General features: G+C 58.8%; 21 protein-coding genes and 2 pseudogenes. 13 read left to right on the top strand and 10 right to left on the bottom strand.

Annotation, left to right across the window (positions count from 1 at the left end):
* Positions 1 to 185 precede the first annotated feature (185 nt).
* A complete protein-coding gene (gene minC, locus BLS87_RS11210; protein WP_074752566.1) occupies positions 186 to 932 on the bottom strand; it encodes a septum site-determining protein MinC in 747 nt (248 codons plus the stop codon).
* Positions 933 to 1,077: 145 nt separating this feature from the next.
* Between minC and BLS87_RS11205 the strand changes: the two genes are divergently transcribed.
* The 3 genes and pseudogenes from BLS87_RS11205 to BLS87_RS35190 form a co-directional block, all read left to right on the top strand.
* Entirely contained in the window at positions 1,078 to 2,010 is a 933-nt protein-coding gene (locus BLS87_RS11205; RefSeq protein WP_074752565.1) for a lipid A biosynthesis lauroyl acyltransferase, read from the top strand.
* 64 nt (positions 2,011 to 2,074) lie between these two features.
* Positions 2,075 to 2,969 (top strand): annotated as a pseudogene (locus BLS87_RS11200) (patatin-like phospholipase family protein); the annotation flags it as partial.
* Between the two features lie 62 nt (positions 2,970 to 3,031).
* A pseudogene (locus tag BLS87_RS35190) lies at positions 3,032 to 3,280 on the top strand (patatin-like phospholipase family protein); the annotation flags it as partial.
* Between the two features lie 151 nt (positions 3,281 to 3,431).
* On the opposite strand, the gene BLS87_RS11195 reads toward BLS87_RS35190, so the two are convergent.
* The 3 genes from BLS87_RS11195 to BLS87_RS11185 form a co-directional block, all read right to left on the bottom strand.
* Positions 3,432 to 4,286: a pirin family protein gene (locus tag BLS87_RS11195; RefSeq protein ID WP_074752563.1), complete on the bottom strand. Its 855-nt coding sequence runs from the start codon at positions 4,284 to 4,286 to the stop codon at positions 3,432 to 3,434.
* 233 nt (positions 4,287 to 4,519) lie between these two features.
* Positions 4,520 to 5,323 carry an MlaA family lipoprotein gene (locus BLS87_RS11190; RefSeq protein ID WP_074752562.1) on the bottom strand — a complete coding sequence of 268 codons (804 nt, stop codon included), beginning with the start codon at positions 5,321 to 5,323 and terminating at the stop codon, positions 4,520 to 4,522.
* Entirely contained in the window at positions 5,316 to 6,614 is a 1,299-nt protein-coding gene (locus tag BLS87_RS11185; RefSeq protein WP_074752561.1) for an alpha/beta fold hydrolase family protein, read from the bottom strand. Before BLS87_RS11185 ends, BLS87_RS11190 begins: the two co-directional genes overlap by 8 nt.
* A gap of 222 nt (positions 6,615 to 6,836) precedes the next feature.
* On the opposite strand from BLS87_RS11185, the gene BLS87_RS11180 reads away from it, so the two are divergent.
* The gene (locus tag BLS87_RS11180; protein ID WP_074752560.1) at positions 6,837 to 7,196 is read left to right on the top strand and encodes a hypothetical protein; all 360 of its coding nucleotides are present in this window, start codon (positions 6,837 to 6,839) and stop codon (positions 7,194 to 7,196) included.
* Between the two features lie 735 nt (positions 7,197 to 7,931).
* Here BLS87_RS11180 and BLS87_RS11175 read toward each other — a convergent pair.
* Positions 7,932 to 9,566 (bottom strand): glycoside hydrolase family 17 protein, encoded by a 1,635-nt coding sequence (locus BLS87_RS11175; RefSeq protein ID WP_143024361.1) that lies wholly within the window; start codon positions 9,564 to 9,566, stop codon positions 7,932 to 7,934.
* A gap of 500 nt (positions 9,567 to 10,066) precedes the next feature.
* Here BLS87_RS11175 and BLS87_RS11170 point away from each other — a divergent pair, with 500 nt between their 5' ends.
* The 3 genes from BLS87_RS11170 (at position 10,067) to BLS87_RS11160 (ending at position 13,260) form a co-directional block, all read left to right on the top strand.
* Positions 10,067 to 10,924 carry a glycine betaine ABC transporter substrate-binding protein gene (locus BLS87_RS11170; protein ID WP_074752559.1) on the top strand — a complete coding sequence of 286 codons (858 nt, stop codon included), beginning with the start codon at positions 10,067 to 10,069 and terminating at the stop codon, positions 10,922 to 10,924.
* Positions 10,925 to 11,293: 369 nt separating this feature from the next.
* Positions 11,294 to 11,605, top strand: coding sequence for a DUF485 domain-containing protein (locus BLS87_RS11165; RefSeq protein WP_062390323.1), 312 nt, complete (start codon positions 11,294 to 11,296; stop codon positions 11,603 to 11,605).
* Entirely contained in the window at positions 11,602 to 13,260 is a 1,659-nt protein-coding gene (locus BLS87_RS11160; protein WP_074752558.1) for a cation acetate symporter, read from the top strand. Before BLS87_RS11165 ends, BLS87_RS11160 begins: the two co-directional genes overlap by 4 nt.
* A 1,057-nt stretch (positions 13,261 to 14,317) precedes the next feature.
* On the opposite strand, the gene BLS87_RS11155 is transcribed toward BLS87_RS11160, so the two are convergent.
* Complete coding sequence (locus BLS87_RS11155) at positions 14,318 to 14,476, bottom strand: DUF3309 family protein (RefSeq protein ID WP_020290439.1); 159 nt, start codon at positions 14,474 to 14,476, stop codon at positions 14,318 to 14,320.
* A gap of 305 nt (positions 14,477 to 14,781) precedes the next feature.
* Between BLS87_RS11155 and BLS87_RS11150 the strand changes: the two genes are divergently transcribed.
* From BLS87_RS11150 to csrA, 6 genes are all read left to right on the top strand, one after another.
* Positions 14,782 to 15,159 carry a DUF2784 domain-containing protein gene (locus tag BLS87_RS11150; RefSeq protein ID WP_074752557.1) on the top strand — a complete coding sequence of 126 codons (378 nt, stop codon included), beginning with the start codon at positions 14,782 to 14,784 and terminating at the stop codon, positions 15,157 to 15,159.
* Positions 15,160 to 15,263: 104 nt separating this feature from the next.
* Positions 15,264 to 16,079 carry an SDR family oxidoreductase gene (locus tag BLS87_RS11145; RefSeq protein ID WP_074752556.1) on the top strand — a complete coding sequence of 272 codons (816 nt, stop codon included), beginning with the start codon at positions 15,264 to 15,266 and terminating at the stop codon, positions 16,077 to 16,079.
* A gap of 173 nt (positions 16,080 to 16,252) precedes the next feature.
* On the top strand, positions 16,253 to 17,224 hold the full coding sequence (locus BLS87_RS11140) for a hypothetical protein (RefSeq protein ID WP_074752555.1): 972 nt from the start codon (positions 16,253 to 16,255) through the stop codon (positions 17,222 to 17,224).
* On the top strand, positions 17,224 to 17,589 hold the full coding sequence (locus BLS87_RS11135; protein ID WP_074752554.1) for a hypothetical protein: 366 nt from the start codon (positions 17,224 to 17,226) through the stop codon (positions 17,587 to 17,589). The genes BLS87_RS11140 and BLS87_RS11135 overlap by 1 nt, the downstream gene beginning before the upstream one ends.
* A gap of 113 nt (positions 17,590 to 17,702) precedes the next feature.
* The gene (locus BLS87_RS11130) at positions 17,703 to 18,035 is read left to right on the top strand and encodes a YnfA family protein (RefSeq protein ID WP_074752553.1); all 333 of its coding nucleotides are present in this window, start codon (positions 17,703 to 17,705) and stop codon (positions 18,033 to 18,035) included.
* A gap of 197 nt (positions 18,036 to 18,232) precedes the next feature.
* A complete protein-coding gene (gene csrA / locus BLS87_RS11125) occupies positions 18,233 to 18,430 on the top strand; it encodes a carbon storage regulator CsrA (RefSeq protein ID WP_074752552.1) in 198 nt (65 codons plus the stop codon).
* Between the two features lie 45 nt (positions 18,431 to 18,475).
* Here csrA and BLS87_RS11120 read toward each other — a convergent pair whose 3' ends face one another.
* The 4 genes from BLS87_RS11120 to BLS87_RS11105 form a co-directional block, all read right to left on the bottom strand.
* Complete coding sequence (locus BLS87_RS11120; protein ID WP_062390314.1) at positions 18,476 to 18,706, bottom strand: YheU family protein; 231 nt, start codon at positions 18,704 to 18,706, stop codon at positions 18,476 to 18,478.
* A 265-nt stretch (positions 18,707 to 18,971) separates the two neighbouring features.
* Entirely contained in the window at positions 18,972 to 20,159 is a 1,188-nt protein-coding gene (locus BLS87_RS11115) for an osmoprotectant NAGGN system M42 family peptidase (RefSeq protein ID WP_074752551.1), read from the bottom strand.
* 144 nt (positions 20,160 to 20,303) lie between these two features.
* A complete protein-coding gene (gene ngg, locus BLS87_RS11110; protein WP_074752550.1) occupies positions 20,304 to 22,052 on the bottom strand; it encodes an N-acetylglutaminylglutamine synthetase in 1,749 nt (582 codons plus the stop codon).
* Positions 22,053 to 22,055: 3 nt separating this feature from the next.
* Positions 22,056 to 23,828: an N-acetylglutaminylglutamine amidotransferase gene (locus BLS87_RS11105; protein WP_074752549.1), complete on the bottom strand. Its 1,773-nt coding sequence runs from the start codon at positions 23,826 to 23,828 to the stop codon at positions 22,056 to 22,058.
* Between the last annotated feature and the right edge of the window lie 196 nt (positions 23,829 to 24,024).

Genomic DNA, 24,024 nt, shown 5'->3' with positions numbered 1-24,024 from the left:
TAGAGGAAAAGGATTTTTAGTCCCTGAAGAGCCCCTCGTGACACAGCGTGATGCGAGCAACGGTGAAGACACGCGCCTGAAGGAGGCTCATGTTTCGAGAAAACAAATGAATTTCCCGGATTTCCTTTCCCTTTGCATCGTTTTCGCGGTGAATCAGAGTGGCTTTGAAAATGGCGCAGTATCCGTTAAAGACGGGTGATGTTCAACACGTCGCCGGACAGACTGACCTGTACCCCGGCTCCCCACAGAGGATCTCTGCGCAGGTCTTCGGAAACCTTGTATTGCCCGGCGATGGAGACCAGTTCGGCCACCATTTGCTGGCAGAAAATCCGCGCTTTGGTATCGCCTTTGATGCCTGCCAGTGCCCGACCCCGCATGGGACCATACACATGGATGTTGCCATCGGCGAGAAGTTCCGCGCCCGGGCTGACGGAGGAAATCACCACCAGGTCCGAGCCCTGGGCATAAATCTGCTGACCGCCGCGCACCGGGGCCGTGATTATCTTGGTCGGCTTGATCAGCGGCTCGGGTGGTTTCTCGATGATTTCAGGTTTTTTCCGGACTTCGCCTTCCGTCGGATCGAGCGGTCGCTCCCGCGCGCCGGACGGTGGCAACACGGGCAGATCGATGGCGATGGCGGCGGCGATGTCTTCAATGCGGTTGGCGCGGATGGCCAATGTGCGCAGACCATGCTGGCGGCAGATGCGCATCATTGTCGGCAGGTCAATCGCGCCTTCGTTGGGCGGCAGCTTGTCCAGCGCCAGCACCAGCGGGGTATTGCTGAAGAAGTTCGGGGCCTGGGCGACTTTTGCCGCCAATTGACGATCCAGCGCTTCGAGGTTGTTGCGGGCCAGTTCCAGCACGGTGATGGCCAGCATGCTGCCCTTCAACTGGAACACGGGATCCTGGTCTTGCAATTCGATTTGGCTCATGTCGGCATACAGCGGCTTGTCGCTAAAAGTGCCGAGACTTATAACGAGAACGCCCGCGAGTCGCAAGCGAGCTGCAACCGACTAACCGCCACCGATCCCGTCGAGACGATGTAGAATGCCCGCCTTTGCCTTGACGGAAGCTGTAATGGATCGCCCGCGTTTTCGAGCTCAATTTCTTCATCCACGCTACTGGCCGCTCTGGCTGGGGCTGGGTTTGCTCTGGCTGGTCGTGCAGTTGCCATTTCGAGTGCTGGTGGCCATCGGCCGGGCGCTGGGTGGCGTCATGTATTACTTCGCTACCGATCGGCGGATCATTGCCGCGCGCAATCTGGAGCTCTGCTTCCCGCAATACGCCAAGGCCGAGCGCAAACGCCTGCTCAAGGAGAACTTCGCTTCCACCGGCATCGCCTTTTTCGAAATGGCCATGAGCTGGTGGTGGAGCCCGCAACGGCTGGCAAAGCTGGCCCACATCGAAGGGCTGCAGCACCTCAAACAGCCGCATCTCGAAGGGCAGGGCGTGATTTTGATGGCGCTGCATTTCACCACCCTCGAAATCGGTGCGGCATTGCTTGGCCAGCAACACACCATTGACGGCATGTACCGCGAGCACAAAAACGCCTTGTTCGATTATGTTCAGCGCCGCGGCCGTGAGCGTCACAACCTGGATTCGATTGCCGTTGAGCGCGAGGACGTGCGCGGGATGATCAAGCAGCTGCGCAAGGGCCGCGCCATCTGGTACGCACCGGATCAGGATTACGGCGCCAAGCAGAGCCTCTTCGTGCCGCTGTTCGGCATTCCGGCCGCCACCGTGCCGGCCACCAGCAAGTTCGCCACCCTTGGTCGGGCGCAAGTGGTGCCATTTACCCAAGAGCGTTTGGCGGATGGCAGCGGCTACAAGCTGGTGATCCACCCGCCGCTTGAGAACTTCCCCGGTGAAAGCGATGAGGCCGACTGCCTGCGCATCAACCAATGGGTCGAGCGCGCTGTCACGGCATGTCCTGAGCAATACCTGTGGGCGCATCGGCGTTTCAAAAGCCGACCGCCGGGCGAGCCGAAACTGTATAAAAAGCGTGGTTGAACCCCAGAGCTGAGCCTTCATGACGACAAGCGCAACAGAACAAAAACCAGTCAACAGCGCTTCAATGCGGTCGCAGGTCCCGGATGCCATCGAACCGGTCACCGGTCTGATCCTTTCTGGTGGTGGTGCCCGGGCGGCCTATCAGGTCGGCGTGCTGGCGGGCATCGCCGATTTGCTCCCGGTCGGTGCCAAGAACCCCTTTCCCGTCATCGTCGGCACCTCGGCGGGTGCGATCAATGCGGTAAAGCTTGCCAGCGGCGCGGCGCAGTTTCGTACCGCAATCCATGAACTGACTGACTTCTGGCAGGGCTTTCGCAGCCATCAAGTGTTGCGCAGCGACTGGGCGGGTGTGATTCGTCAGGCAGCACGATTCTTCGGTCGCAGCCTGCTGGGCATCGGCCGCAAGCAAGTGCCCGTCGCCCTGCTCAACAGTTCGCCGTTAAAGGACCTGCTCACTCAACGGCTCAATCTCGACGGGATCGACGAGGCCATTGAGGCGAAGCACCTGCACGCGGTGGCGGTCACGGCGTTTGGGTACGAGTCGGGCCAGGCCGTCACCTTTTACCAAGGTAAGGGCACCATCGACGCCTGGTTGCGGCATCGGCGGATCGGCGTGCCGACCCGGCTGACGGTCGATCACTTGCTGGCCAGTTCGGCGATCCCTCTGTTGTTCGCGCCGGTCAGGCTGGAGCACGAATATTTCGGCGACGGTGCAGTGCGTCAGTCGGCGCCCATCAGCCCGGCCTTGCACTTGGGCGCCAATCGCGTGCTGGTGGTCGGTGTCAGTGGCAACCCACGCGGGTTGGGCGCGAATACGCCGGTGCAGCGCGCGGTGAGTGGCATGCAGCCGAGCCTCGCGCAGATTGGCGGCCACATGCTCAACAGCACGTTCATTGACAGCCTTGAGAGTGACATCGAGTTACTGGAGCGGCTGAACCTGTTGAGCCGCATGCTGCCAGCCCAGACGCCTCATGAGCCTTCACCGCACGTCTCGGAGCAACCGACGCCCGCGCAGTCGCTGGCGCCGGTCGAGGTGTTGGTGATTTCTCCCAGCCAACCCATTGATGAAATCGCCGCACGCCATCGCCGGGAACTGCCGCCTGCACTGCGCACGTTTCTGCGCGGCCCGGGCGCGACCAAGACCAGCGGGGCAGGGGTGCTGAGTTATCTGCTGTTCGAGTCGGGGTATTGCAGTGAGCTGATCGAACTGGGCCGCCGCGATGCGATGGCCCAGAAGGAGCAATTGATGAGGTTTTTGCGGCTGGATTGATTCAGTCCTGTGCTGGCACGCTGAATGTGTAGGAGCCGGCTTGCTGGCGAAAGCGGTGTTTCAGTCACCTGATTCAGTGCCGGGTATACCGCATTCGCCAGCAAGCCGGCTCCTAGGCCTCCCACGCACGCAGCAAAAGGGGAGTCAGGTATCACGCCGTCAGCTTGTCATCCCGAAAATCGCGCAGCGCCTGTTCGATCTCTTCACGGCTGTTCATCACGAACGGGCCGTATTGCACGATAGGCTCGCCCAACGGTTTACCGGCAATCAGCAGCACCTTGCTGTCGACCGATGCGGTCAGTTGCAGCTCGCCGTTTTCCGACAGTCGGGCCAGACGGCTCTTGCCGAGTTTTTGCGTTTGACCGGCGATCTCCACCTCACCTTCGTACACATACAGCAGCACGCGGTGGCCTTCCGGGACTTTTGGGCTGATGCTCGCGCCCGCCGGCATATGGAAGTCGAAGTACTGCGGCTCGGTGTCCGGACGCTGCACTGCGCCGGCCTGTTGCGTCTGACCGTCGTCAAACTGCCCGGCGATGACCACCACCTCTACGCCGTTCTGCGTGGTGATGCGTGGGATGCGTTCCGGCTGGATGTCGTCGTAACCGGCATCGCCCATCTTCGATTTACCCGGCAGGTTGAGCCATAGCTGGAAGCCGCGCATCACGCCTTCTTCCTGCTCCGGCATTTCGCTGTGGATCACGCCGCGCGCGGCGGTCATCCATTGCACACCGCCGCCTTGCAGCAGGCCGACGTTGCCCATGTGGTCTTCGTGGCGCATGCGGCCTTCGAGCATGTAGGTGACGGTCTCGAAACCACGGTGTGGATGGGGCGGGAAACCCGCGATGTAGTCGTCAGGTTTGTCGGAACCGAACTCGTCGAGCATCAGAAACGGGTCGAACACCTCGACGCCGGGACCGCCGAAGACGCGTGTCAGCTTGACGCCCGCGCCGTCCGAGGTCGGTTGACCGGCCTGGATTGACAGCACTTTGCGTAATTGAGTCATGAGGCTCACTCCGGAACAGGTGGGAATGACGCCTATGGTATGCCTGTTGAGGCGATAGATGGTTGATGATTTTGCGAGGGATTGATCGGGGTTTTAGATGAGTTTGAAGGCGTATGCGATCACTTGTAGGAGCCGGCTTGCTGGCGAATGCTGGGTGTCAGCCGACTCATCTGCGACTGATTTAACGCGTTCGCCAGCAAGCCGGCTCCTACAGATCGCTACTGACTGGAGGCTTATTCAGAAATCTGCAACTTGCGCGCCTCGGTGTACACATACCGCACCTTCTCGTACTCGAACGGCGAGTCCATCTGTCCATACCGGAAGCTGGTGGTATAGCGCCGGTCGATCGCGCGCAGCAGGTAGAGCTCGGGATGGTCTTCGCTGACCTGCGCAACGTTCAGGAAGTTGATCTGCGATTCGGCGGTGAAGTCGAACACAAGGCCGCCTGTATCACGGAAGTTCGACGGGCCGAGGATCGGCAGGACGAAGTACGGGCCGGCCGGCACGCCGTAGAAGCCCAAGGTCTGACCGAAGTCTTCGCTCTGCTTGGTCAGGCCCATCATGGTCGCCGGGTCCCACAGGCCGGCGATGCCGATTGTGGTGTTGATGATCAGGCGTCCTGTCGTGGACATCGAACGCTTGCCCTTGAACTGCAACAGGCTGTTCAGCAGGTTGGGGATATCGCCCAGGTTGCTGAAGAAGTTGCTGACGCCGGTGCGCACGAAACTGGGCGTGACGTATTTATAGCCGTTGACCACGGGCAGAAAGACCCATTCATCAAACCGGTAGTTGAAGTGGTAAACCCGACGGTTCCACGACTCCAGCGGGTCATAGACGTTAAGGGCGTTGAGCGAGGAACGCTCGAACTCTTGCGCATCCAGGCCGGGGTTGAATTTCAGCGACTTCAACGGCTCGGTGAAACCATCGTCGTTGTCCAGGCGCTGCACGGGCGCGGCCTTGGAGACGATCGGCGCATCGGCCGCGTGAACGGCGCCTGCACAGAGCAGAGCGGCAATAAGCAATAGACGTTTAGCCACGGAAAAACTCCAGCATGGCGTCGCTGTTGACGCGATAGTTCATGTTGCCGCAGTGACCGCCATACGGGTAAACGGTCAGGCGATCGCCAAAGGTCTTGCGCAGGAATCCGAGGTCGCCCGGGCCGAGGATCACGTCGTCGGCGTTGTGCATCACGGCAATTTTCTTGCTGGTGCTGAGGTAATCCTTCAGTGCATACAAGCTGACCTGATCGACCAGTTGCAGCAGGCTGCCACCGTCGGTGCGGGCGCGCCACATCGGGATCACCTGTTCGGTCACGTAGCAATCGAAGTCGCATTGCAGCGCGCGCTTGAGGAACGGCGTCAGGCTGGTGCCTTCGCTGATCGGCGTCTTGGGCGGCGTAATCAGGCCGCGTCGGTTGATCAGGTCTGAAGTGAACGCGATGTCGGCGGCCGAGAAGCGGAACGAGGTGCCGATCAGCATTGCCATCTGCTCGTTGGACAGATGCTGTTTGGACTGCTGGAAGTCGTAGAGCAAGGCATCGTTGAGGTCGATGTAGCCTTTCTCGCGGAAGTAACGGGTCAGCTTCTGCAGCACCAGCTCATAGAAGGTGGTGCTGTTGGTGATGCCCTTCACGTCGGTCTGGACCATTTTGTCCAGGTTGGTGATCGAGGTGTAGAGGTTCACTGGCGGGTTGATCAGCAGCACTTTCTTGAAGTTGAAGCTGCGACGGGTTTCGTCGAGCTTGCTCACAAAAGCGGCGTCCAGCGCACCGAGGCTGTAGCCGGTGAGGTAGTACTCGGTAACTTGCAGCTTGCTCTGCTGGGCACGCACGGCCTGCATCACCCGGTACAGGTCTTCGGCGTCTTCGGACGTCACGCCGGGCGTCGCGAAGCGTGAGGCCGCGCTCATGAAATCGTAGCTGGTGGGCGACGAAAGCTGCACGACGTTGTAGCCCGCTCCGTAATAAAGCCGCTTCAGGTATTCATTGAGGGTGCTGTTGTACGGGGCGCCGGTGCCGGCAATAAGAAAGATCAGCGGAGCGGGTTTGTCCTGTTTCGCCAGGCGGTAACGCAGTTTCTTCACGGCCCAGAAGTTGTCCGGGAGCGTGAATTCGCGGTCGGGGCGCAGGGTCAGGCTGTAGTCATCCTGATCGATGTCGGCGTCCTCCGGCACTTTGGCGCGCAGGTCGGGCGGCGTGGTGGCGATGGTCGCTTCAAACGGGTTGGTCAGAGGGAAGCCATAGCTGGACGGGTCGATGTCGACCGCCATCACGGACGCACTCAAGAACAAGCCGCCAGAGAGGGCGGCGAGGCGCAGAAAACGAAGCATGACTAAATCCCTTGGGAAAGAAGTGCTGTTGAGATACGCAGGCTATGACACGGGTGTAGTGCCAAAGTGCCGTGCTGGCAAGCAAGCCCGGTACAGACCCTAGGCGACAATACACGTTCTGGCACATTTGGCGTGTCCGGTTGTGCTTTTTATGTGATGCGGTATCTGTCTCCAGGCGGCTGCGGCTATGCTGGGCGTCGTTTTCCTGAGCTGGGGTGTTCCGTGTCGCGTCGTCTGTCGCTGGTGGTTTTGTTCGTTGCGCTGGCCCTGTGGCTTGCCGCGGCCTATGGCGTGCGTTACGGGCTGATGGAAGATGTGCAATGGGTCGGACTGTGTTCCGAAGGCGCCGCGAAATGGCAATGTCAGGTGCGCTCGAATCTGGGCCTGATGATCCATTTCGGGGTATTTGGCTGGGGAGCGCTGATTGCCTCGGTGATCGCGTTTTTTGTACCGCGCCGACTGGGCCGGATCCTGGCGCTGATCGGTCTGCTGCTGGGGATGCTGTCACTGATGCTGTATAGCGCGAGCCTTGCCGTGTTCGCCGTGGTGATTGCCGGGTTGCGGCTGGTGCGGGCTGCCTGATAACCACCGGTTGAACACCGACCCTGTAGGAGACGTCGCAGGTTACGACGGCAGCGACCGCGGTGTGTCATTCACTGTGAATGTCGCTGACCCACCGCATTTGTCCGATCGCGGCCTGCAGCAAACCGGCTTCTACCGTTCAGGGGCGTGACTGAAAAGAAGTCCCAAACCCCAAACGCCAGACAGCATAAAGGGGAGCCGAGGCTCCCCTTTAAATCGTTGCACGTGCTCTTTTTTTATTGTTTTTAGGGCGGTCTATTGTTGTTTTTGGCAACCAGTCCCTTTACAGCGTTCTTCAGTGATCCCCATCCGGGATACAAGAGCAAACGTATTTTTTTGAGCGCTTATCTGCTTTGATCCGATTCGCTTGTGGCGAAGATCCAACCCGTTCCGGACGCTACCTGAAGGTAGTTTTATTGTTCTCTGTCGGGCTGCGAGGCCAAGACCTCGCTAAAGCACATCTACTCCAAAAAAATCTGTTGGCTGCGTCTCTGTACCGTTGTTCTTGTTATGTCAGAGCCGATTCATCTTATTTTTATTGGGTTTTCACATTTTGTTCTTGTTATGCAGGAGATATAGCAGGTGCCGTGCCAACTTTTTAAATTCCTTGTAAATCAATGAGTTATAGAAATCAGATGATTTCAAGGCCAGCGCGCGCGAGCCATTCTGTTTCCGTGTTACCCGTATTCTGTTTTGGAATCCCGCCATCGGTAACACAATGTGTTTCGTGTGCCGTCACCCGTTCGCGCGCGCGGGTAACGGCGACGTCGAAGGCTGGACGTCCTGTGATCTCGCGCCCACATTCATGCTGCGCCACAGCGCCAACGTCATGAGTGCGCTGACCACTGCCCACGCCCACGCCTGTGGATTGCTCAACCCTTCTCGGAACAGTTGCGGGACGATGCCTGCACCCACAATAAAGGCCAGCAAGCCGATTTCCCGGCGCGGCGCATTCACGGGCATTACTAACACGGGCCGTACTGACACGGGCCTTACTAAATACAAGAGCGCGGGCAGCCATAAGGTCGCGGTGGCGAAGCTGCGGTAACGCGGATCGAACACCATCGCCAGCATCATGACCGCCCCGGCGAACCCTGCGGCACCCAGCCACCACGCGGCGCGGGATTCGAACCAGGTGAACGCACGGCCGCGCCAGCCGGATCGTTCGCTCAAGGTCAATGCCGCATGCGCCAGCACCAATAGATTGAGCACCGTCAAGCTCACCGCCCACAGGTATTCGCCTGCGAACCGGCTGGTCACCCGCGCCAATTCGCCCCATGTACCGATGCAGCCTGCACCAAATACCGCGAGCAGCGGCAGGATCAGGGCACTGCGTGCGCGCGTGACCTGTCCGGCCAGTGCCAGTGTCGCCAGGCTGATCACACCACTCACCGCCAGCCAGAACCCCCAGTAGGGCAGGTTCGACACCGGACCTGCCAGTACGCCTTTCTCCTGGCGATCGGCGTCGAACAAACCCCAGTAACCGCCGACCGCGCCTTCGGCTTCGCGCTTCCAGGGTTGGTCGAAGGCTTCAATCAGGTTGTAGTGCCAGCCATTCTGTTCGGCCATCGCCACAAAACTGCGGATGAACTTCGCTTCGTTGACCCGACTCGGCAAGGCGGTCTCTCGCTGACGGCCTTCACTGGGCCATCCGGTTTCGCCGATCAGGATGTCCTTGGGGGCGAACGTGCTGCCGAAGGTCTGACGGATCTGCGCCACATGGGCCAGCGCCTCATCGATGCCTTTCGGGTCGTCCTCCCAGTACGGCAGCAGGTGAATGGTCAGGAAGTCCACGGCAGGTGCGATTTCCGGGTACTGCAGCCAGTACTCCCAGACGTCGGCGTAGGTGACGGGCTGCTTGACCTGGGCCTTGACCTGACGAATCAGTTTCGCCAGTTGCGCGCCCGTCACTTCTTTACGTAACAACGCCTCGTTACCCACGATCACTGCGGTGACAACATCCGGGTAGGCGTTGGCGGTCGCAATCAGCGCCTTGACCTCCTTGGCGGTGTCCTCGGGGTTGGCATTCACCCAGGCGCCCAGCATGACTTTCAAGCCATGTTTGCGCGCCAGTTCAGGGATCGCCTCCAGGCCGGTCATCGAGTAGGTCCGAATGCACTCGAAGCGTGTCGCCAGCAGCGCAAGGTCGGCATCCATCCGCGCCGGGCGCAACGTGAGCGGCTGGTCGAACGGCGATTGATCCTTGTCGAACGGCGTGTAGGACGCGCATTGCAGCTTGTGAGTCGGGGTCGCCGCGTCCGGCAGCACCACCGGTTTCCCGAGCCAGTACCAGTAGCCGGACAGGGCGATCAAAGCAATCAGACAGGAGAAAAGATAGAGAACGACAGGCGAGCGGGAGGTGGCGGGCATGATCGGGCCGAGAGAGGGCAGAGGGCCGCAGTCTAGCAAGCCAGCGCCATTACATCTGTAGGCGCGTGGCTCGTCCCGCGATCTGCCGGGAACCGGCAGTAAAGCCTGAGGCGTTGGTCATCGCTGGCACACACAAGGCGTCTGGTTTACGACTGCTTCTCAGCCGATCGCGGGACAAGCCACGCGCCTACCCATGAGCGCGACACACGATACTAAATGAGACATGCAATTTTCGGACGGACTGCCACCTGTTTTACGACCTGTTTGTCGTTGATGGCCCGGTGATGTCGTTTCCCGGTGCCTGAGTGTCGCCCAGAGGAAAGGGGCGAGGCCGGTGCAGGTCGATGATCGAACCGTCAACGCAGCGAGTGCGGCTGCGCAGGCAAGTGGTTGAGGCGTGAAAGGTGCGCGACGCGCCAAACGTGGGCGCAGGTCGCGGCCTTATAAGAACGTTAACGATTCCCGACGCCGTCGGGTTCAGGACTACCGGGGAAGTAACGATGAAGATTCGAAATATCCTGGGTGCAGGCGCCGCTCTGGCCCTTGCCATCAGTTCCACGCTGGCCGTTGCCGCTGACAAACCGGAGCTCAGCATCGGTTACGTGGATGGTTGGTCGGACAGCGTCGCGACCACCAACGTGGCCGCCGAAGTGATACAGCAAAAACTGGGCTACCCCGTGAAACTGCAAGCCGTCGCGGCCGGCATCATGTGGCAGGGCGTTGCGACCGGCAAGCTGGACATGATCCTGTCCGCCTGGCTGCCCGTGACCCACGGTGAGTACTGGGCCAAGAACAAGGACAAGGTCACCGACTACGGTCCGAACTTCAAGGACGCCAAAATTGGCCTGATCGTGCCGGAATACGTGAAAGCCAACTCGGTGGCGGATTTGAAAACCGACGAGTCCTTCAAGAAGAAAATTGTCGGCATCGACGCCGGTTCAGGTGTGATGATCAAGACCGACCAGGCCATCAAGGACTACGGTCTGGATGGCTACAAGCTTCAGGCGAGTTCCGGCGCCGGCATGATTGCCGAGCTGACCCGCGCTGAAAACAAGAAGGAATCCATTGCCGTGACCGGTTGGGTGCCGCACTGGATGTTCGCCAAGTGGAAACTGAAGTTCCTCGAAGATCCAAAAGGTGTTTACGGTGCTGCTGAAACCGTCGACAACATCGGCAGCCTGGACCTGGCCAAAAAAGCGCCGGACGTGGCTGAATTCCTGAAGAAATTCCAGTGGAGCAGCAAAGATGAGATTGGCGAAGTCATGCTCGCCATCCAGGACGGCGCCAAGCCTGAAGCCGCCGCCAAGGACTGGGTCGCCAAGCACCCTGATCGCGTCAAAGAGTGGACCGGTAAATAAGTTGCCATAAAGATTTAATCTTCAAGAAACCGCCTGTTGAGTGATCGCCAGGCGGTTTTTTATTTCCGCCGCTACACACTCACTGTGGGAGCGAGCTCCCTCGCGAATACCGTGCATCACCCCTCATTTATTCATTCACCGACCCCTGCATTCGCCAGCAGGCCGGCACACCACGGCCTCCGGCCAGAATCAAAGCCACTGCGTAAGGCTGTTACGCCAAACATGCCTCTGGTTTTTCTTTCGGGCCAGAAAGTGCAGGTCCGCGCACATCAACTAATGTCGTTCTAATACTAAGGTCGTCTGGAGTGCGCCTCAGAGCGGACTAAAGTGGAATACGTGACATCCATCTGTGCTGCGAGGACAAAAACAATGAACGACAGCATTTACCTCTCGATTCAGAACAGTGCCCGTTTCAAGGAACTGGTCTCGAAAAGGGAACGATTCGCCTGGATTCTCTCGGCGATCATGCTTGGGCTCTATGCCGCATTCATCCTTTTGATTGCGTATGGGCCTCAGATTCTGGGCGCCAAACTCAGCGCCACATCATCCATCACCTGGGGAATGCCAATCGGCGTCGGCCTGATTGTCTCTGCATTCGTGCTGACAGCCATCTACGTTCGCCGTGCCAACGGTGAGTTCGATGACCTGAACAACGCGATCCTGAAGGAGGCACAGCAATGATCCGCCCTCTGGTTGCGACCCTTGGCCTGTCTGCATTCGCACCGACCCTGTGGGCGGCCGATGCGTTGACGGGCGCTGTACAGAAACAGCCGCTGAACATCGCGGCGATCATCATGTTCGTGGTCTTCGTAGCGTTTACGCTGTGCATCACTTACTGGGCTTCGAAAAAGAACAAGACGGCAGCGGATTACTACTCGGCGGGCGGCAAGATCACAGGCTTTCAGAACGGCCTGGCGATCGCGGGCGACTACATGTCGGCGGCGTCCTTCCTGGGTATTTCCGCGCTGGTTTACACCTCTGGCTACGATGGCCTGATCTACTCGATCGGCTTCCTGGTGGGCTGGCCGATCATTCTGTTCCTGATCGCCGAACGCCTGCGTAACCTGGGTAAATACACCTTCGCTGACGTGGCGTCCTACCGCCTGAAGCAGAAGGAAATCCGTACCCTGTCTGCCTGCGGTTCGCTGGTGGTGGTGGCGTTCTACCTGATTGCGCAGATGGTTGGCGCAGGCAAGCTGATCCAGCTGCTGTTCGGTCTGGATTACGCGGTTGCCGTGGTACTCGTCGGTATCCTGATGTGCCTCTACGTGCTGTTCGGCGGCATGCTGGCGACCACCTGGGTCCAGATCATCAAGGCGGTGATGCTGTTGTCCGGTGCGTCGTTCATGGCGCTGATGGTCATGAAGCACGTCAACTTCGACTTCAACATGCTGTTCTCCGAAGCCGTGAAGGTTCACCCCAAAGGTGAAGCGATCATGAGCCCGGGCGGTCTGGTGAAAGACCCTGTCTCGGCATTCTCGCTGGGTCTGGCACTGATGTTTGGTACGGCGGGTCTGCCGCACATCCTCATGCGCTTCTTCACCGTGAGCGACGCGAAAGAAGCCCGTAAATCGGTTCTGTATGCGACTGGCTTCATCGGTTACTTCTACATCCTGACCTTCATCATCGGCTTCGGCGCGATCCTGCTGGTCAGCACCAACCCTGCGTTCAAGGATGCAGCGGGCGCACTGTTGGGCGGTAACAACATGGCCGCTGTCCACCTGGCCGATGCAGTGGGTGGCAGTCTGTTCCTTGGCTTCATCTCGGCGGTGGCGTTCGCCACGATTCTGGCAGTGGTTGCCGGTTTGACCCTGGCCGGTGCTTCGGCGGTGTCCCATGACCTGTATGCCAGCGTGATCAAAGGCGGCAAGGCCAACGAGAAAGACGAGATCCGCGTATCGAAGATCACCACCATCGCTTTGGCGGTTGTGGCGATCGGTCTGGGGATTGCGTTCGAAAGCCAGAACATCGCGTTTATGGTGGGCCTGGCGTTCTCCATCGCAGCGAGCTGTAACTTCCCTGTGCTGTTGCTTTCGATGTACTGGAAGAACCTGACCACCCGTGGCGCCATGATCGGTGGCTGGATGGGGCTGATCAGTGCGGTGGTGCTGATGATTCTTGGCCCGACCATCTGGGTGCAGATCCTGCATCACGAGAAAGCGATCTTCCCGTACGAGTACCCGGCGCTGTTCTCCATCGCCATTGCGTTTGTCGGCATCTGGTTCTTCTCGGTGACAGACAAGTCGAAAGCAGCGGAAGGTGAGCGTGCGTTGTTCTTCCCGCAGTTTGTGCGTTCGCAGACCGGGCTTGGGGCGAGTGGTGCGGTGTCGCATTGATTTGAATGTTTAAAGCAATATAAAACCCCGCTTCGGCGGGGTTTTTTATGCGGTTTTGGTGGCATGGGGTTTGGGTATTGATCCGTATTTTAGGGTGATGCTGATATTTTGGTTCGGCCTAACGGCCGATCTGTTCCGCCTTCGGCGGGTTACTTGAAAACCGGAATGCCGGACCATCCCCAAGTAACCAAGGGCCGGCTCCTGGTTGGGCCCGACTTCGTCGGGTACCCGCACTCCGACGACGCTCCGTGGGCCCGCGCCGAACGGACATCCATGTCCTGACGGCGCTCTCGCGGCATCCATGCCGCTCGACCCACTGCGCGTCGTCTGCGTTTGGCCTGCACCCAAGTCGCGTTTTGTGGCGTTTGGGCTATCGCGCTAGAAAAGCAAAATCAAAAGCATCGGATCACGCTCCTACAATTACCGGGGTGGCGTTCCACCTTGCCCGCGATCTACCGCGCAGCGGTAGCAACATCAGGCGACTCGATGAGGCCTGATACACCGCATGCACCGGATTTGCTGCCGGTTCCCGGCAGATCGTCCGAGTGCGGCCCAGAGCAAGCGCGCTCCTACAGTTAAGAGTGCAGCGCAGATAAGGGTGGAAAGCGGACGAATGATGCACGCATCAAAAAAGCGAGGAGCGTTAGCTCCAGCCCGAGTTGCTCTAATACGCGACAGTCCAGACACCACAAAACGCGACTTGGGTGCAGGCTGAACGCAGGTGGCGTGGAGTGGGCCGAGCGGCATGGATGCCGCGAGAGCGCCGTCAGGACATGGATGTCCGTTCGGCGCGGGCCCACGGAGCGTCGCCGAAGTGAAGGAACCTCGACGAAGTCGAGGCCAAACCGGGAGCCACAGCCTTTTGGTTACTTTTTGATGGTCCGGCACTCCGGCTCTTGAAAAAGTAACCCGCCGAATGCGGAACAGATCGGCCGTTAGGCCGAACCAAAATATCAGCATCACCCTAGAATACGGATCAATACCCAAACCCCATGCCACCAAAACCCCATAAAAAACCCCGCGACAAGCGCGGGGTTTTCCAGATGCTGCCAGGGGGTTATATCCTGCCGAGCAACACCAAAATCAACAGAATCACCAGAATCGTACCGATGATGCCCGATGGCCCGTAACCCCAACTTCTGGAGTGCGGGAACACTGGCAAACCGCCGACCAACAGGAGAATCAGGATGATGATAAGAATTGTGCCGATGCCCATGACGAGTTCCTTCTTGTGTACCTGGAAAGTGGCTATGCCGTTCAAGCTTCTGGCCAACTTGGCAAAAAGTTGTACCGCTTGATTACTCCGACTGTGGTGATAATCAAAAGGTTCGGATCAAAAGAAATAAAAAATAACATTTTTTAAAAATCCCTAAAAAACAGTAGGTTACCGATTGAACGCGGTGAGTAAAGGTACCCTTAGTTGGTGGCATTTCATGTGAGGATTGCACGTAATGAGTCAGGAACTTACAACCCGTCCACCGGTCCCCGAAGTTGCTGGAGAGATCAAATAGGAAGCAAGCTATGTTTTATTCCCTCATGGCGGACGCGGTGGTCGTCTTCCATCTTTTATTTATTCTCTTCGTCATGTCGGGCGCACTTCTGGCGTTGCGTTGGCGCGGATGGATCCTTATTCATTTACCGGCGGTGGCTTGGGGAATGGCCGTGGAGTTCCTGCACCTGTATTGCCCGTTGACCCCGCTTGAAAACAGCCTGCGCCTCAAGGCCGGCATCGCGGGTTATGAGGGAGATTTCATCGGTCACTATCTGATACCGCTGATCTATCCCGCCGGCCTCACACCACAGATTCAGATCGCGCTCGGGACATTGGTGCTCGTCGTCAATGTGATGGTGTATCTGATCCTGATCCAGCGTTGGCGTCGCCGACGCCGAGTGGCCTGAGGCGCCGGTTTGCCTCGCATATTCAGCGAGCTAATGAAGGCATTGTCCGACAATTTGTCTGTTTACACTCAGCTCACTTCTTCGCAATCGACAAGGCAACTGCTATGCAAAATCGCATCATGATCACTGGCGCCGGTTCTGGTCTGGGGCGTGAAATCGCACTGCGCTGGGCACGCGAAGGCTGGCGACTGGCGCTGTCGGACGTGAGCGATGCCGGGCTTCAGGAAACCCTGAGGCTGGTGCGTGAGGCGGGTGCAGACGGTTTCGTTCAGCGTTGCGATGTACGGGACTACAGCCAGTTGACGGCCTTCGCTCAAGCCTGCGAGCAGAAGTTCGGCGGCATCGACATCATCGTCAACAATGCAGGCGTGGCATCTGGCGGGTTCTTTGGCGAGTTGTCGCTGGAAGACTGGGATTGGCAGATCGCGATCAACCTCATGGGTGTGGTCAAAGGCTGCAAAGCATTCCTGCCGTTGCTGGAGCAGAGCAAGGGCAAGATCATCAACATCGCTTCGATGGCGGCGTTGATGCAGGGCCCGGCGATGAGCAACTACAACGTCGCCAAGGCCGGTGTGGTGGCATTGTCCGAAAGCCTGCTGATCGAATTGCGTCAGCAAGAGATCGGCGTCCACGTGGTGTGCCCGTCGTTCTTCCAGACCAACCTTCTGGACTCGTTCCGGGGGCCGACACCGGCGATGAAAGCCCAGGTCGGCAAGCTGTTGGAGAGCTCGCCGATTAGCGCGAGCGACATCGCCGAGTACATTTTCGATCAGGTCGGCAAAGGCGAGTTCATGATCCTGCCCCACGAGCAAGGGCGCATGGCTTGGCAACTCAAGCAGAAAAACCCGCAGATGCTGTACGACGAGATGGCCAATATGGCGGACAAGATGCGGGCCAAGGCGAAGTCCGGGAAGGACTAACGAGCTGCTTTGCTGCCGTCTGGGTAAAGAAATCTTTCTCGCCTGCAAAATGTAGGAATCCATCCCTCCCTGAGTAGGGTTGCTCTGAATTCTCTGGCACCCCTGCTCAAACAATCGTAAGTCTCTGGGCCTTTTCCTATGCTCTGCCGTTTTGCATCTTTAGGGACAGAACGATGACAACGGTTGGAAAGCCTTACATCTTCATCAATGACCAGTTTCAACACTACCCCACACTCAAAGCTCAGGTGGGAGGTGGCTCTAAATTCGATGCGCTCAATGCTCACATTCGGAACATCATGGTCATGCCCGGACAGCTTATCGTCGTGGGGGATGAATCCATGGCAAGGGTGACCCCGGACGAGGCTGAATTGGTAAGACTTGCCTATGGCGTACACCATGACCTGTCTCAGAACCAAGCGAGAGCCGATGGTCAGGTCATCAAAAACTATGACCTGTTACAGAATGTGCTCAATTATGGATCACTTGGGATAGGATCGGCTTCAAGTAGTTGGAGCAAACATCTGGATGGTGTACAGAAAACACTCGAAGACATAGAGCGCCTTTACCAATTGGCGTTGAAGCGCGGAACTCCGATTGCGCGTCAGGAGTTCATTAATCAGCGACGGGTGCTGTTCACAAAACTCGATACTCAGCTAGAGGGTGTGGCGCGATGGGGGACAGGGCTACATAACCGGGGGTCGATAAAACACATGCTGGGCGTGTCGACTAAAAGTTATATTCACACACAGGAGCTGCGCGGCTATGCGCAGAGGATCGGTAAAATCGCCAAGGCTTCCAATTTACTTAAGCACGGTACGGCTATAGGTATCGGCTTGAATATCACGTCTGCTGGGCTTGAGATAAAGGAGGCCTGCTCGATGGGACGTGAGGATATGTGCACAAAGGCGAAGTATGTGGAGGGGGCGAAGTTGGTGGTGGGAGTAGCAGGTGGTTATGTAGCTGGTGGGCTGGGAGCTTCCGCTGCTTACAGCGTGTGTGTGGTTGTGTTTGGTGTTCCTAGCGGCGGACTTGCTGTAATCGGTTGCGGAATTGTGGGCGGCCTCGTCGGAGGCTATGCGGGGGGCGTTGGGGGCGAGTGGTTAGGAGGGAGCGCTGGAGATCTTCTTTATGAGTGGAGGCCGTAATGTTTGATTTCGATAGTCGATGGTTATCCGTGGCGGTGTCTGTCGCTCTGATCGTTCATGCCGCCGCCTCCTATATTTTCTATCGAAAATACCTTGAGGTTATTGAAGAGTTTCTGAGCGATATAGAACTGGTCAAAAAGCATCGTGACGCTTACGGCAATCACTTTCTTGGCAGACGAATGCGTGAGATAGCGATTGTGTTCGTGATCATGGTGCCCGGTATGTATAAACGACAGGAGGTCATTCCGATGTGGAAGGTTCGTAGAGTACCGGCAGCGTTAAGATTCGGAGTCAAATTTCACTTCTACTCATCGGTGACTGTCGTCTCTTCTATGGCGCTGCTGTATTACGCTCAACACGCTTAGGGATTAATGGGCATCTCTTTGCGCTTTCGCTTTCAAGTCGTTCGACACATCAATTAGCAATTTTCTGATAGGGTGCGCCGTATCTTTCCGGCCACCTTTGAAGAGTGTTCACCGTGCTCAATTACGTTTGGTTCTTTCTGGCCGCCCTCTTCGAAATAGCCGGTTGTTATGGTTTCTGGATGTGGTTGCGACAGGGCAAAAGCGCGCTCTGGGTGATTCCGGCATTGGTCAGTTTGACGCTGTTTGCGCTGCTGCTCACGCGGGTCGAGGCGGCTTATGCGGGACGTGCGTATGCCGCGTACGGCGGGATCTACATCATCACTTCCATTGCCTGGTTGAGCGTTATCGAGCGCGTGCGTCCGTTGACGTCTGACTGGATCGGCGTGGCGTTCTGCGTCATTGGCGCGACCATTATCTTGCTGGGTCCTCGGTGGGCGGCGACCTGACAGGGCCCGGTAAAAAGCCCACGCTGTGCGGGCGTTTTTTCCGATCGGCGTCGTGGGTTCTGATGGTCCGTAGGATGTGTCTGTCAGCAATCGCCCCTAAGGCTTGAAGGGCAAGACTGATTTTCTCCAGGTGCATTGAAGCGCTCGGGGCCGCGCGGCAACCTGCTCTCTCGGTTACAACCAAGGGAGTAGGAAAAATGCTGGTATTGACGCGAGAAATCGGAGAAACCTTCTCCATCGGCGATGACATTACCGTGCAGATTCTGGGCATCACCGGCAATCAGGTACGTCTGGGCATTGATGCCCCGCAACATGTGAAAATCCACCGCGCAGAAGTCTACAAGCGCATCGCTGCGCGTCTGCAGCAGATGGCAGCGCAAACATCGGGCACCTAGACCCGTCGTCACACCGATCAACCCTCTGCCTTGCGGCCACCTTTGTTATTCGTCGAAGTACTCTTTGGGCACGTCATGCTTGAGCATCAGCTGACATTGCTGGCTGTCCAGATCGAAGAAAATCACCGCCTGACCTTTACTCAGCGCGTGCCGGACCCGCAGGACGCGGGTTTCCAGTGGGGTTTCGTCGCCATTGTCGGTCCCGTCCCGCGTCACGAAATCCTCGATCAAACGCGTCAAGGTGTCGGCTTCGAGTTGGTCGTAGGGGATCAGCATGGGGTTCTCGGTCAGGGCGAAGGGAGAGATGGCGGGATGCTAGCGCGGTCCAGGTTGGGAGGCTACAGCGGTAGTTAATTTTTCCTACGCTGCTGCTGATTTCTGCACTTCAACCGTGGGAGCGAATTCATTCGCGAGACGGTGGTAGAGGCTCAACATCCCTATTGCCTGCAACTTTGCATCGCGAATGAATTCGCTCCCACAGGACTTCTTTGATCATTCCCACCCAGGGTTTAGGAATGATCAGCGCGGGGCGGATAAATGCTTAACGCTGCCCCACCAACGTATCCACCGACGGCACCCGTGTGTCGGTTTCCATCTGCGCGTCGTGCTCCAGCTGATGGCTGAAATTCTCCAGCGATGCATTCGAAGGATGCGCATCGCTGGCGAATACCGGCGGGCTCATGATGTACGCCGAGAGCAAGCGACTCAGCGTACTCAGGCTGTCGATGTGCGTACGCTCATAGCCGTGGGTCGCATCACAGCCGAAGGCCAGCAACGCGGTGCGCGTGTCATAGCCTGCGGTGATCGCCGAGTGCGCATCGCTGTAGTAATAACGGAACAGGTCGCGGCGCACCGACAGCTCTTTTTCCTGACCCAGACGCAGCAAATGCCTCGACAGGTGATAGTCGTAGGGACCGCCGGAGTCCTGCATGGCGACGCTCACCGCGTGCTCGCTGGAGTGTTGACCGGGGGCGACCGGCGCGATGTCGATACCGACGAACTCACTGACGTCCCACGGCAGGCTGCCCGCTGCGCCGCTGCCGGTTTCCTCGGTGATCGTGAACAGCGGGTGGCAGTCGATCAGGGGTTCGGCGCCGCTGTCGACAATGGCCTTGAGCGCGGCGAGCAGGGCGGCGACCCCCGCTTTGTCGTCCAGGTGCCGCGCGCTGATGTGGCCACTTTCAGTGAACTCGGGCAGCGGGTCGAAGGCGACGAAATCACCGATGTTGATCCCCAGCGACTCACAGTCTGCGCGGGTTGCGCAGTAGGCGTCCAGGCGCAGCTCAATGTGGTCCCAACTGATCGGCATCGTATCGACGGCAGTGTTGAACGCGTGCCCCGAGGCCATCAATGGCAGCACGCTGCCGCGAATCACACCGGTGTCGGTAAACACACTGACCCGGCTGCCTTCGGCAAAGCGGCTGGACCAGCAACCGACCGCCGACAGGCCCAGCCTGCCGTTGTCCTTCACTTCACGCACGCTGGCACCGATGGTGTCCAGGTGAGCGGAAACGGCGCGGTCGGGGCTGTTCTGCCTGCCTTTCAAGGTGGCCCTAATGGTCCCGCGCCGGGTTAACTCAAAAGGAATGCCCAGCTCTTCCAGACGTTCGGCGACGTAGCGCACGATGGTGTCGGTAAAGCCCGTGGGACTTGGAATCGCGAGCATTTCCAGCAGGACTTTCTGCAGGTAGTTCAGATCCGGGTCGAGGATTTTTTGTGCAGTGGTCATGGAGAGGCTCCTGAATGTGTGAGCGGGTCCCTTGTAGAAGCGCGCTTGCCCGCGATATCGGCGTGTCAGCGACGAAGATGCTGACCGGCGCTACGCAATCGCGGGCAAGCGCGCTCCTACAAAAGCAGGGGAGCGCGCCGAATTTCAGCCGTGCACGGGCAGGCTGTGGGGAAACAAAAGGTCGACGAAGCGTTCGGCGGTCGGCTGTGGTTCGTGGTTGGCGAGGCCGCAGCGTTCGTTGGCTTCGATGAACACGTATTCCGGCTGGTCGGCGGCCGGGACCATCAGGTCCAGACCGACCACCGGAATATCCAGGGCGCGGGCGGCACGGATGGCCGCGTCTTTCAATACGGGATGAAGGATGGCCGTCACGTCTTCCAGACATCCACCGGTGTGCAGATTGGCCGTGCGGCGCACCGCCAGACGCTGATCCGCAGGCAGCACGCTGTCAAAGGTGAAGCCAGCATCTTCCACAGTACGACGGGTTTCCTCATCCACCGGAATCTTACTTTCGCCACCCGTGGCCGCCGCACGACGACGGCTTTGCGCTTCGATCAACTGGGCAATGGTGTGACGACCGTCACCCATGACTTCAGCCGGCCGTCGAATCGCTGCCGCCACCACATCGAAACCGATGACGACAATGCGCAGGTCCAACCCTTCGTGAAAGCTTTCCAGCAGCACGCGGCTGTCGAACTGACGGGCGCGTTCGACGGCGGCCTGGACGTCGTCGATAGTTCGCAGATCGACGGCAACGCCTTGGCCCTGTTCACCGTCGACCGGCTTGACCACGACCCGCTCGTGCTCGTCGAGAAACGCCAGGTTGTCATCGGCATTGCCCGCGAGTTGCTGCACGGGCAGTTCAAGGCCCGCAGCTTTCAGCACTTTGTTCGTCAGGCGTTTGTCCTGGCACAGCGTCATGCTGACCGCGGTGGTCAGATCGCTCAGCGACTCACGGCAGCGAATGCGTCGCCCGCCATGGATTAAAGTGAACAGGCCAGCCTCCGCGTCGTCGACTTGCACGTCGATGCCGCGACGGTGAGCTTCTTCAACAATGATCCGCGCGTACGGGTTGAAATCCGCCTCCGGGCCGGGGCCCAGGAATAGCTTTTCGTTAATGCCGTTCTTGCGCTTGATGGCGAAGGTCGGCAGGTTGCGAAAACCGAGCTTGGCGTAAAGGTTCTTTGCCTGCTGGTTGTCGTGCAGCACCGACAGGTCCAGATAGGCGAGGCCGCGGCTCTGGAAATGCTCGATCAAGTGCCGGACCAGCACTTCGCCAACGCCGGGTCGCGTGCATTGCGGATCAACCGCCAGACACCACAGGCTGCTGCCGTTTTCCGGGTCATTAAAAGCCTTCTGATGGTTCAGACCCATAACGCTGCCGATGACCGCGTTTGTGGTCTCGTCTTCAGCGATCCAGTACACCGGACCGCCCTGATGACGCGGGGTTAGCAGCGCCGGGTCGATGGGCAGCATGCCCCGGGCGATGTACAGATTGTTGATCGCCGTCCAGTCATCCTGGCTTTGTGCGCGGCGGATGCGAAACCCGCGAAACACGCGCTGCGAAGGACGGTAGTCGCTGAACCACAAACGCAACGTGTCTGACGGGTCGAGGAACAACTGCTGCGGCGACTGGGCAAGCACCTGTTGCGGTGCCGCCACGTAGAGCGCGATGTCGCGCTCGCCAGGCTTCTCGTTCAGCAACTCATGAGCCAGCGCCGCAGGATCTGGGTACGTGTGACCGATCAGCAGTCGCCCCCAGCCGCAATGCAGGGCCAGGGGTGCTGCGTCCGGCGTACTGCCGTCTTCGGCGAAGCGTGCTTGCAACCGTTCATAGGACGGCGCCTGACCGCGCAGCAGGCGCTGGTTGTAGATCGAAGCGTTGGCTTTCATCGGTCAAAGTCCTTGTTCGCTGAGCCACAGGTTCAGGGCCGCGAGCTGCCACAGCTTTGAGCCGCGCAGCGGGGTCAATTGACCATCGGGATCGGTCAACAGCGTGTCGAGCATGGTCGGGTTGAACAGGCCACGGTCCTGGCTCGGGTCGAGCAACAGGTCGCGCACCCAATTCAGCGTGTCGCCCTCAAGGTGCTTGAGGCCCGGCACGGGGAAATAACCTTTCTTGCGGTCGATGACCTCGGACGGAATCACCAGGCGCGCTGCCTCTTTAAGGACTTGCTTGCCGCCGTCCGGCAACTTGAAGCGGGCGGGTACGCGGGCCGACAGCTCGACCAGGCGGTAGTCAAGGAACGGCGTACGCGCTTCCAGGCCCCAGGCCATGGTCATGTTGTCCACGCGCTTGACCGGGTCGTCCACCAGCATCACGGTGCTGTCCAGACGCAACGCTTTGTCCACCGCCGCATCGGCGCCGGGCATGGCGAAGTGTTCGCGCACGAAATCGCCAGCGGCGTCATTGGCGGTCAGCCATTGCGGCGCAACGGTATCGGCGTATTCCTTGTAGCTGCGGTCGAAGAAGGCATCGCGGTACGCGGCATACGGATCGCTCGCGCCATCGACCTGCGGGTACCAGTGGTAGCCAGCGAACAGTTCGTCGGCGCCCTGGCCGCTCTGCACCACTTTGCAGTGCTTGGCGACTTCCCGGGACAGCAGGTAAAAAGCGATGCAGTCGTGGCTGACCATCGGCTCGCTCATGGCGCGGAACGCCGCCGGCAATTGCTCGATGATTTCGCTTTCCTTGATGCGCAACTGATGGTGATTCGTGCCGTAGTGCTTCGCGATCAGGTCCGAATACTGGAACTCGTCGCCGCGCTCGCCGCCTGCATCCTGAAAGCCGATCGAGAAGGTCGAAAGATCCTTCACGCCGACTTCGCGCAACAGGCCGACCAGCATGCTGGAGTCAACGCCACCGGACAGCAACACACCGACGTCCACCGCCGCACGTTGACGAATGGCCACGGCTTCGCGGGTGCTGTCGAGCACGCGGTCGCGCCAGTCTTCCAGGGTCAGGTTCGCTTCATCGGCGTGAGGGCCGTAGGGCAGGGTCCACCAGGTTTTCTGCTCGACCTTGCCATCGGCGCCCACGCGCATCCACGTGGCCGGCGGAATTTTCTCGACGCCCGCCAGCAGGGTGCGCGGTGCAGGCACCACGGCATGGAAGTTCAGGTAATGGTTCAGTGCTACCGGATCGAGCATCGGACTGATGTCACCGCCTTTGAGGAGCGCGGGCAGTGCCGAGGCGAAACGAAGGCGCTTGTCGGTCAGCGACAGGTACAGCGGTTTGACGCCCAGACGGTCGCGGGCAATGAACAGGCTGTTGTTGTCGCGCTCCCAGATGGCGAAGGCAAACATGCCGTTGAGCTTGGGCAGCATGTCGGCGCCCCAGGCGTGATAACCCTTGAGCAGCACTTCGGTGTCGCCACCGGAATGGAACTGATAACCGAGGGCTTCAAGCTCGGCACGCAGTTCCGGGAAGTTATAAATCGCACCGTTGAAGGCCAGTGACAGGCCCAGATGGCTGTCGATCATCGGCTGGGCCGAACCGTCCGACAAGTCCATGATTTTCAGGCGACGATGGCCGAGGGCAATCGGCCCCTGGCTATGAAAACCCCAGGCATCCGGGCCGCGAGGGGCCAGATGATGGGTGATGCGTTCTACCGCGGCGAGGTCCGCAGGTTGGTTGTCAAAACGTAATTCACCAGCTAATCCGCACATATAATCCTTACCGGTTTTCCGTTGGGGAACGTAGACGGGACGTCCGGCTACCCAAAGACTGACCGGCAGGGATTGTGAGAGTTTTAGAACGATGAGTTATAAGCGGGGCGTGAGTCTGACATCGCACTGACCGGCAGATACTCGTCTCAGGGCCGTAACACGGGACCCGACGGTTGCCTCCATTGCCCATGACGCT

Source organism: Pseudomonas abietaniphila, from assembly GCF_900100795.1.
GTDB lineage: Bacteria > Pseudomonadota > Gammaproteobacteria > Pseudomonadales > Pseudomonadaceae > Aquipseudomonas > Aquipseudomonas abietaniphila.
This window is presented reverse-complemented; position numbering and strand designations above follow the sequence as displayed.

Coding starts and splice junctions, on each gene's coding strand:
- minC (WP_074752566.1), bottom strand. CDS start 932: ATGAGCCAAATCGAATTGCAAGACCAGGATCCCGTGTTCCAGTTGAAG.
- BLS87_RS11205 (WP_074752565.1), top strand. CDS start 1,078: ATGGATCGCCCGCGTTTTCGAGCTCAATTTCTTCATCCACGCTACTGG.
- BLS87_RS11195 (WP_074752563.1), bottom strand. CDS start 4,286: ATGACTCAATTACGCAAAGTGCTGTCAATCCAGGCCGGTCAACCGACC.
- BLS87_RS11185 (WP_074752561.1), bottom strand. CDS start 6,614: ATGCTTCGTTTTCTGCGCCTCGCCGCCCTCTCTGGCGGCTTGTTCTTG.
- BLS87_RS11175 (WP_143024361.1), bottom strand. CDS start 9,566: ATGCCCGCCACCTCCCGCTCGCCTGTCGTTCTCTATCTTTTCTCCTGT.
- BLS87_RS11170 (WP_074752559.1), top strand. CDS start 10,067: ATGAAGATTCGAAATATCCTGGGTGCAGGCGCCGCTCTGGCCCTTGCC.
- BLS87_RS11165 (WP_062390323.1), top strand. CDS start 11,294: ATGAACGACAGCATTTACCTCTCGATTCAGAACAGTGCCCGTTTCAAG.
- BLS87_RS11160 (WP_074752558.1), top strand. CDS start 11,602: ATGATCCGCCCTCTGGTTGCGACCCTTGGCCTGTCTGCATTCGCACCG.
- BLS87_RS11155 (WP_020290439.1), bottom strand. CDS start 14,476: ATGGGCATCGGCACAATTCTTATCATCATCCTGATTCTCCTGTTGGTC.
- BLS87_RS11150 (WP_074752557.1), top strand. CDS start 14,782: ATGTTTTATTCCCTCATGGCGGACGCGGTGGTCGTCTTCCATCTTTTA.
- BLS87_RS11145 (WP_074752556.1), top strand. CDS start 15,264: ATGCAAAATCGCATCATGATCACTGGCGCCGGTTCTGGTCTGGGGCGT.
- BLS87_RS11140 (WP_074752555.1), top strand. CDS start 16,253: ATGACAACGGTTGGAAAGCCTTACATCTTCATCAATGACCAGTTTCAA.
- BLS87_RS11135 (WP_074752554.1), top strand. CDS start 17,224: ATGTTTGATTTCGATAGTCGATGGTTATCCGTGGCGGTGTCTGTCGCT.
- csrA (WP_074752552.1), top strand. CDS start 18,233: ATGCTGGTATTGACGCGAGAAATCGGAGAAACCTTCTCCATCGGCGAT.
- BLS87_RS11120 (WP_062390314.1), bottom strand. CDS start 18,706: ATGCTGATCCCCTACGACCAACTCGAAGCCGACACCTTGACGCGTTTG.
- BLS87_RS11115 (WP_074752551.1), bottom strand. CDS start 20,159: ATGACCACTGCACAAAAAATCCTCGACCCGGATCTGAACTACCTGCAG.
- ngg (WP_074752550.1), bottom strand. CDS start 22,052: ATGAAAGCCAACGCTTCGATCTACAACCAGCGCCTGCTGCGCGGTCAG.
- BLS87_RS11105 (WP_074752549.1), bottom strand. CDS start 23,828: ATGTGCGGATTAGCTGGTGAATTACGTTTTGACAACCAACCTGCGGAC.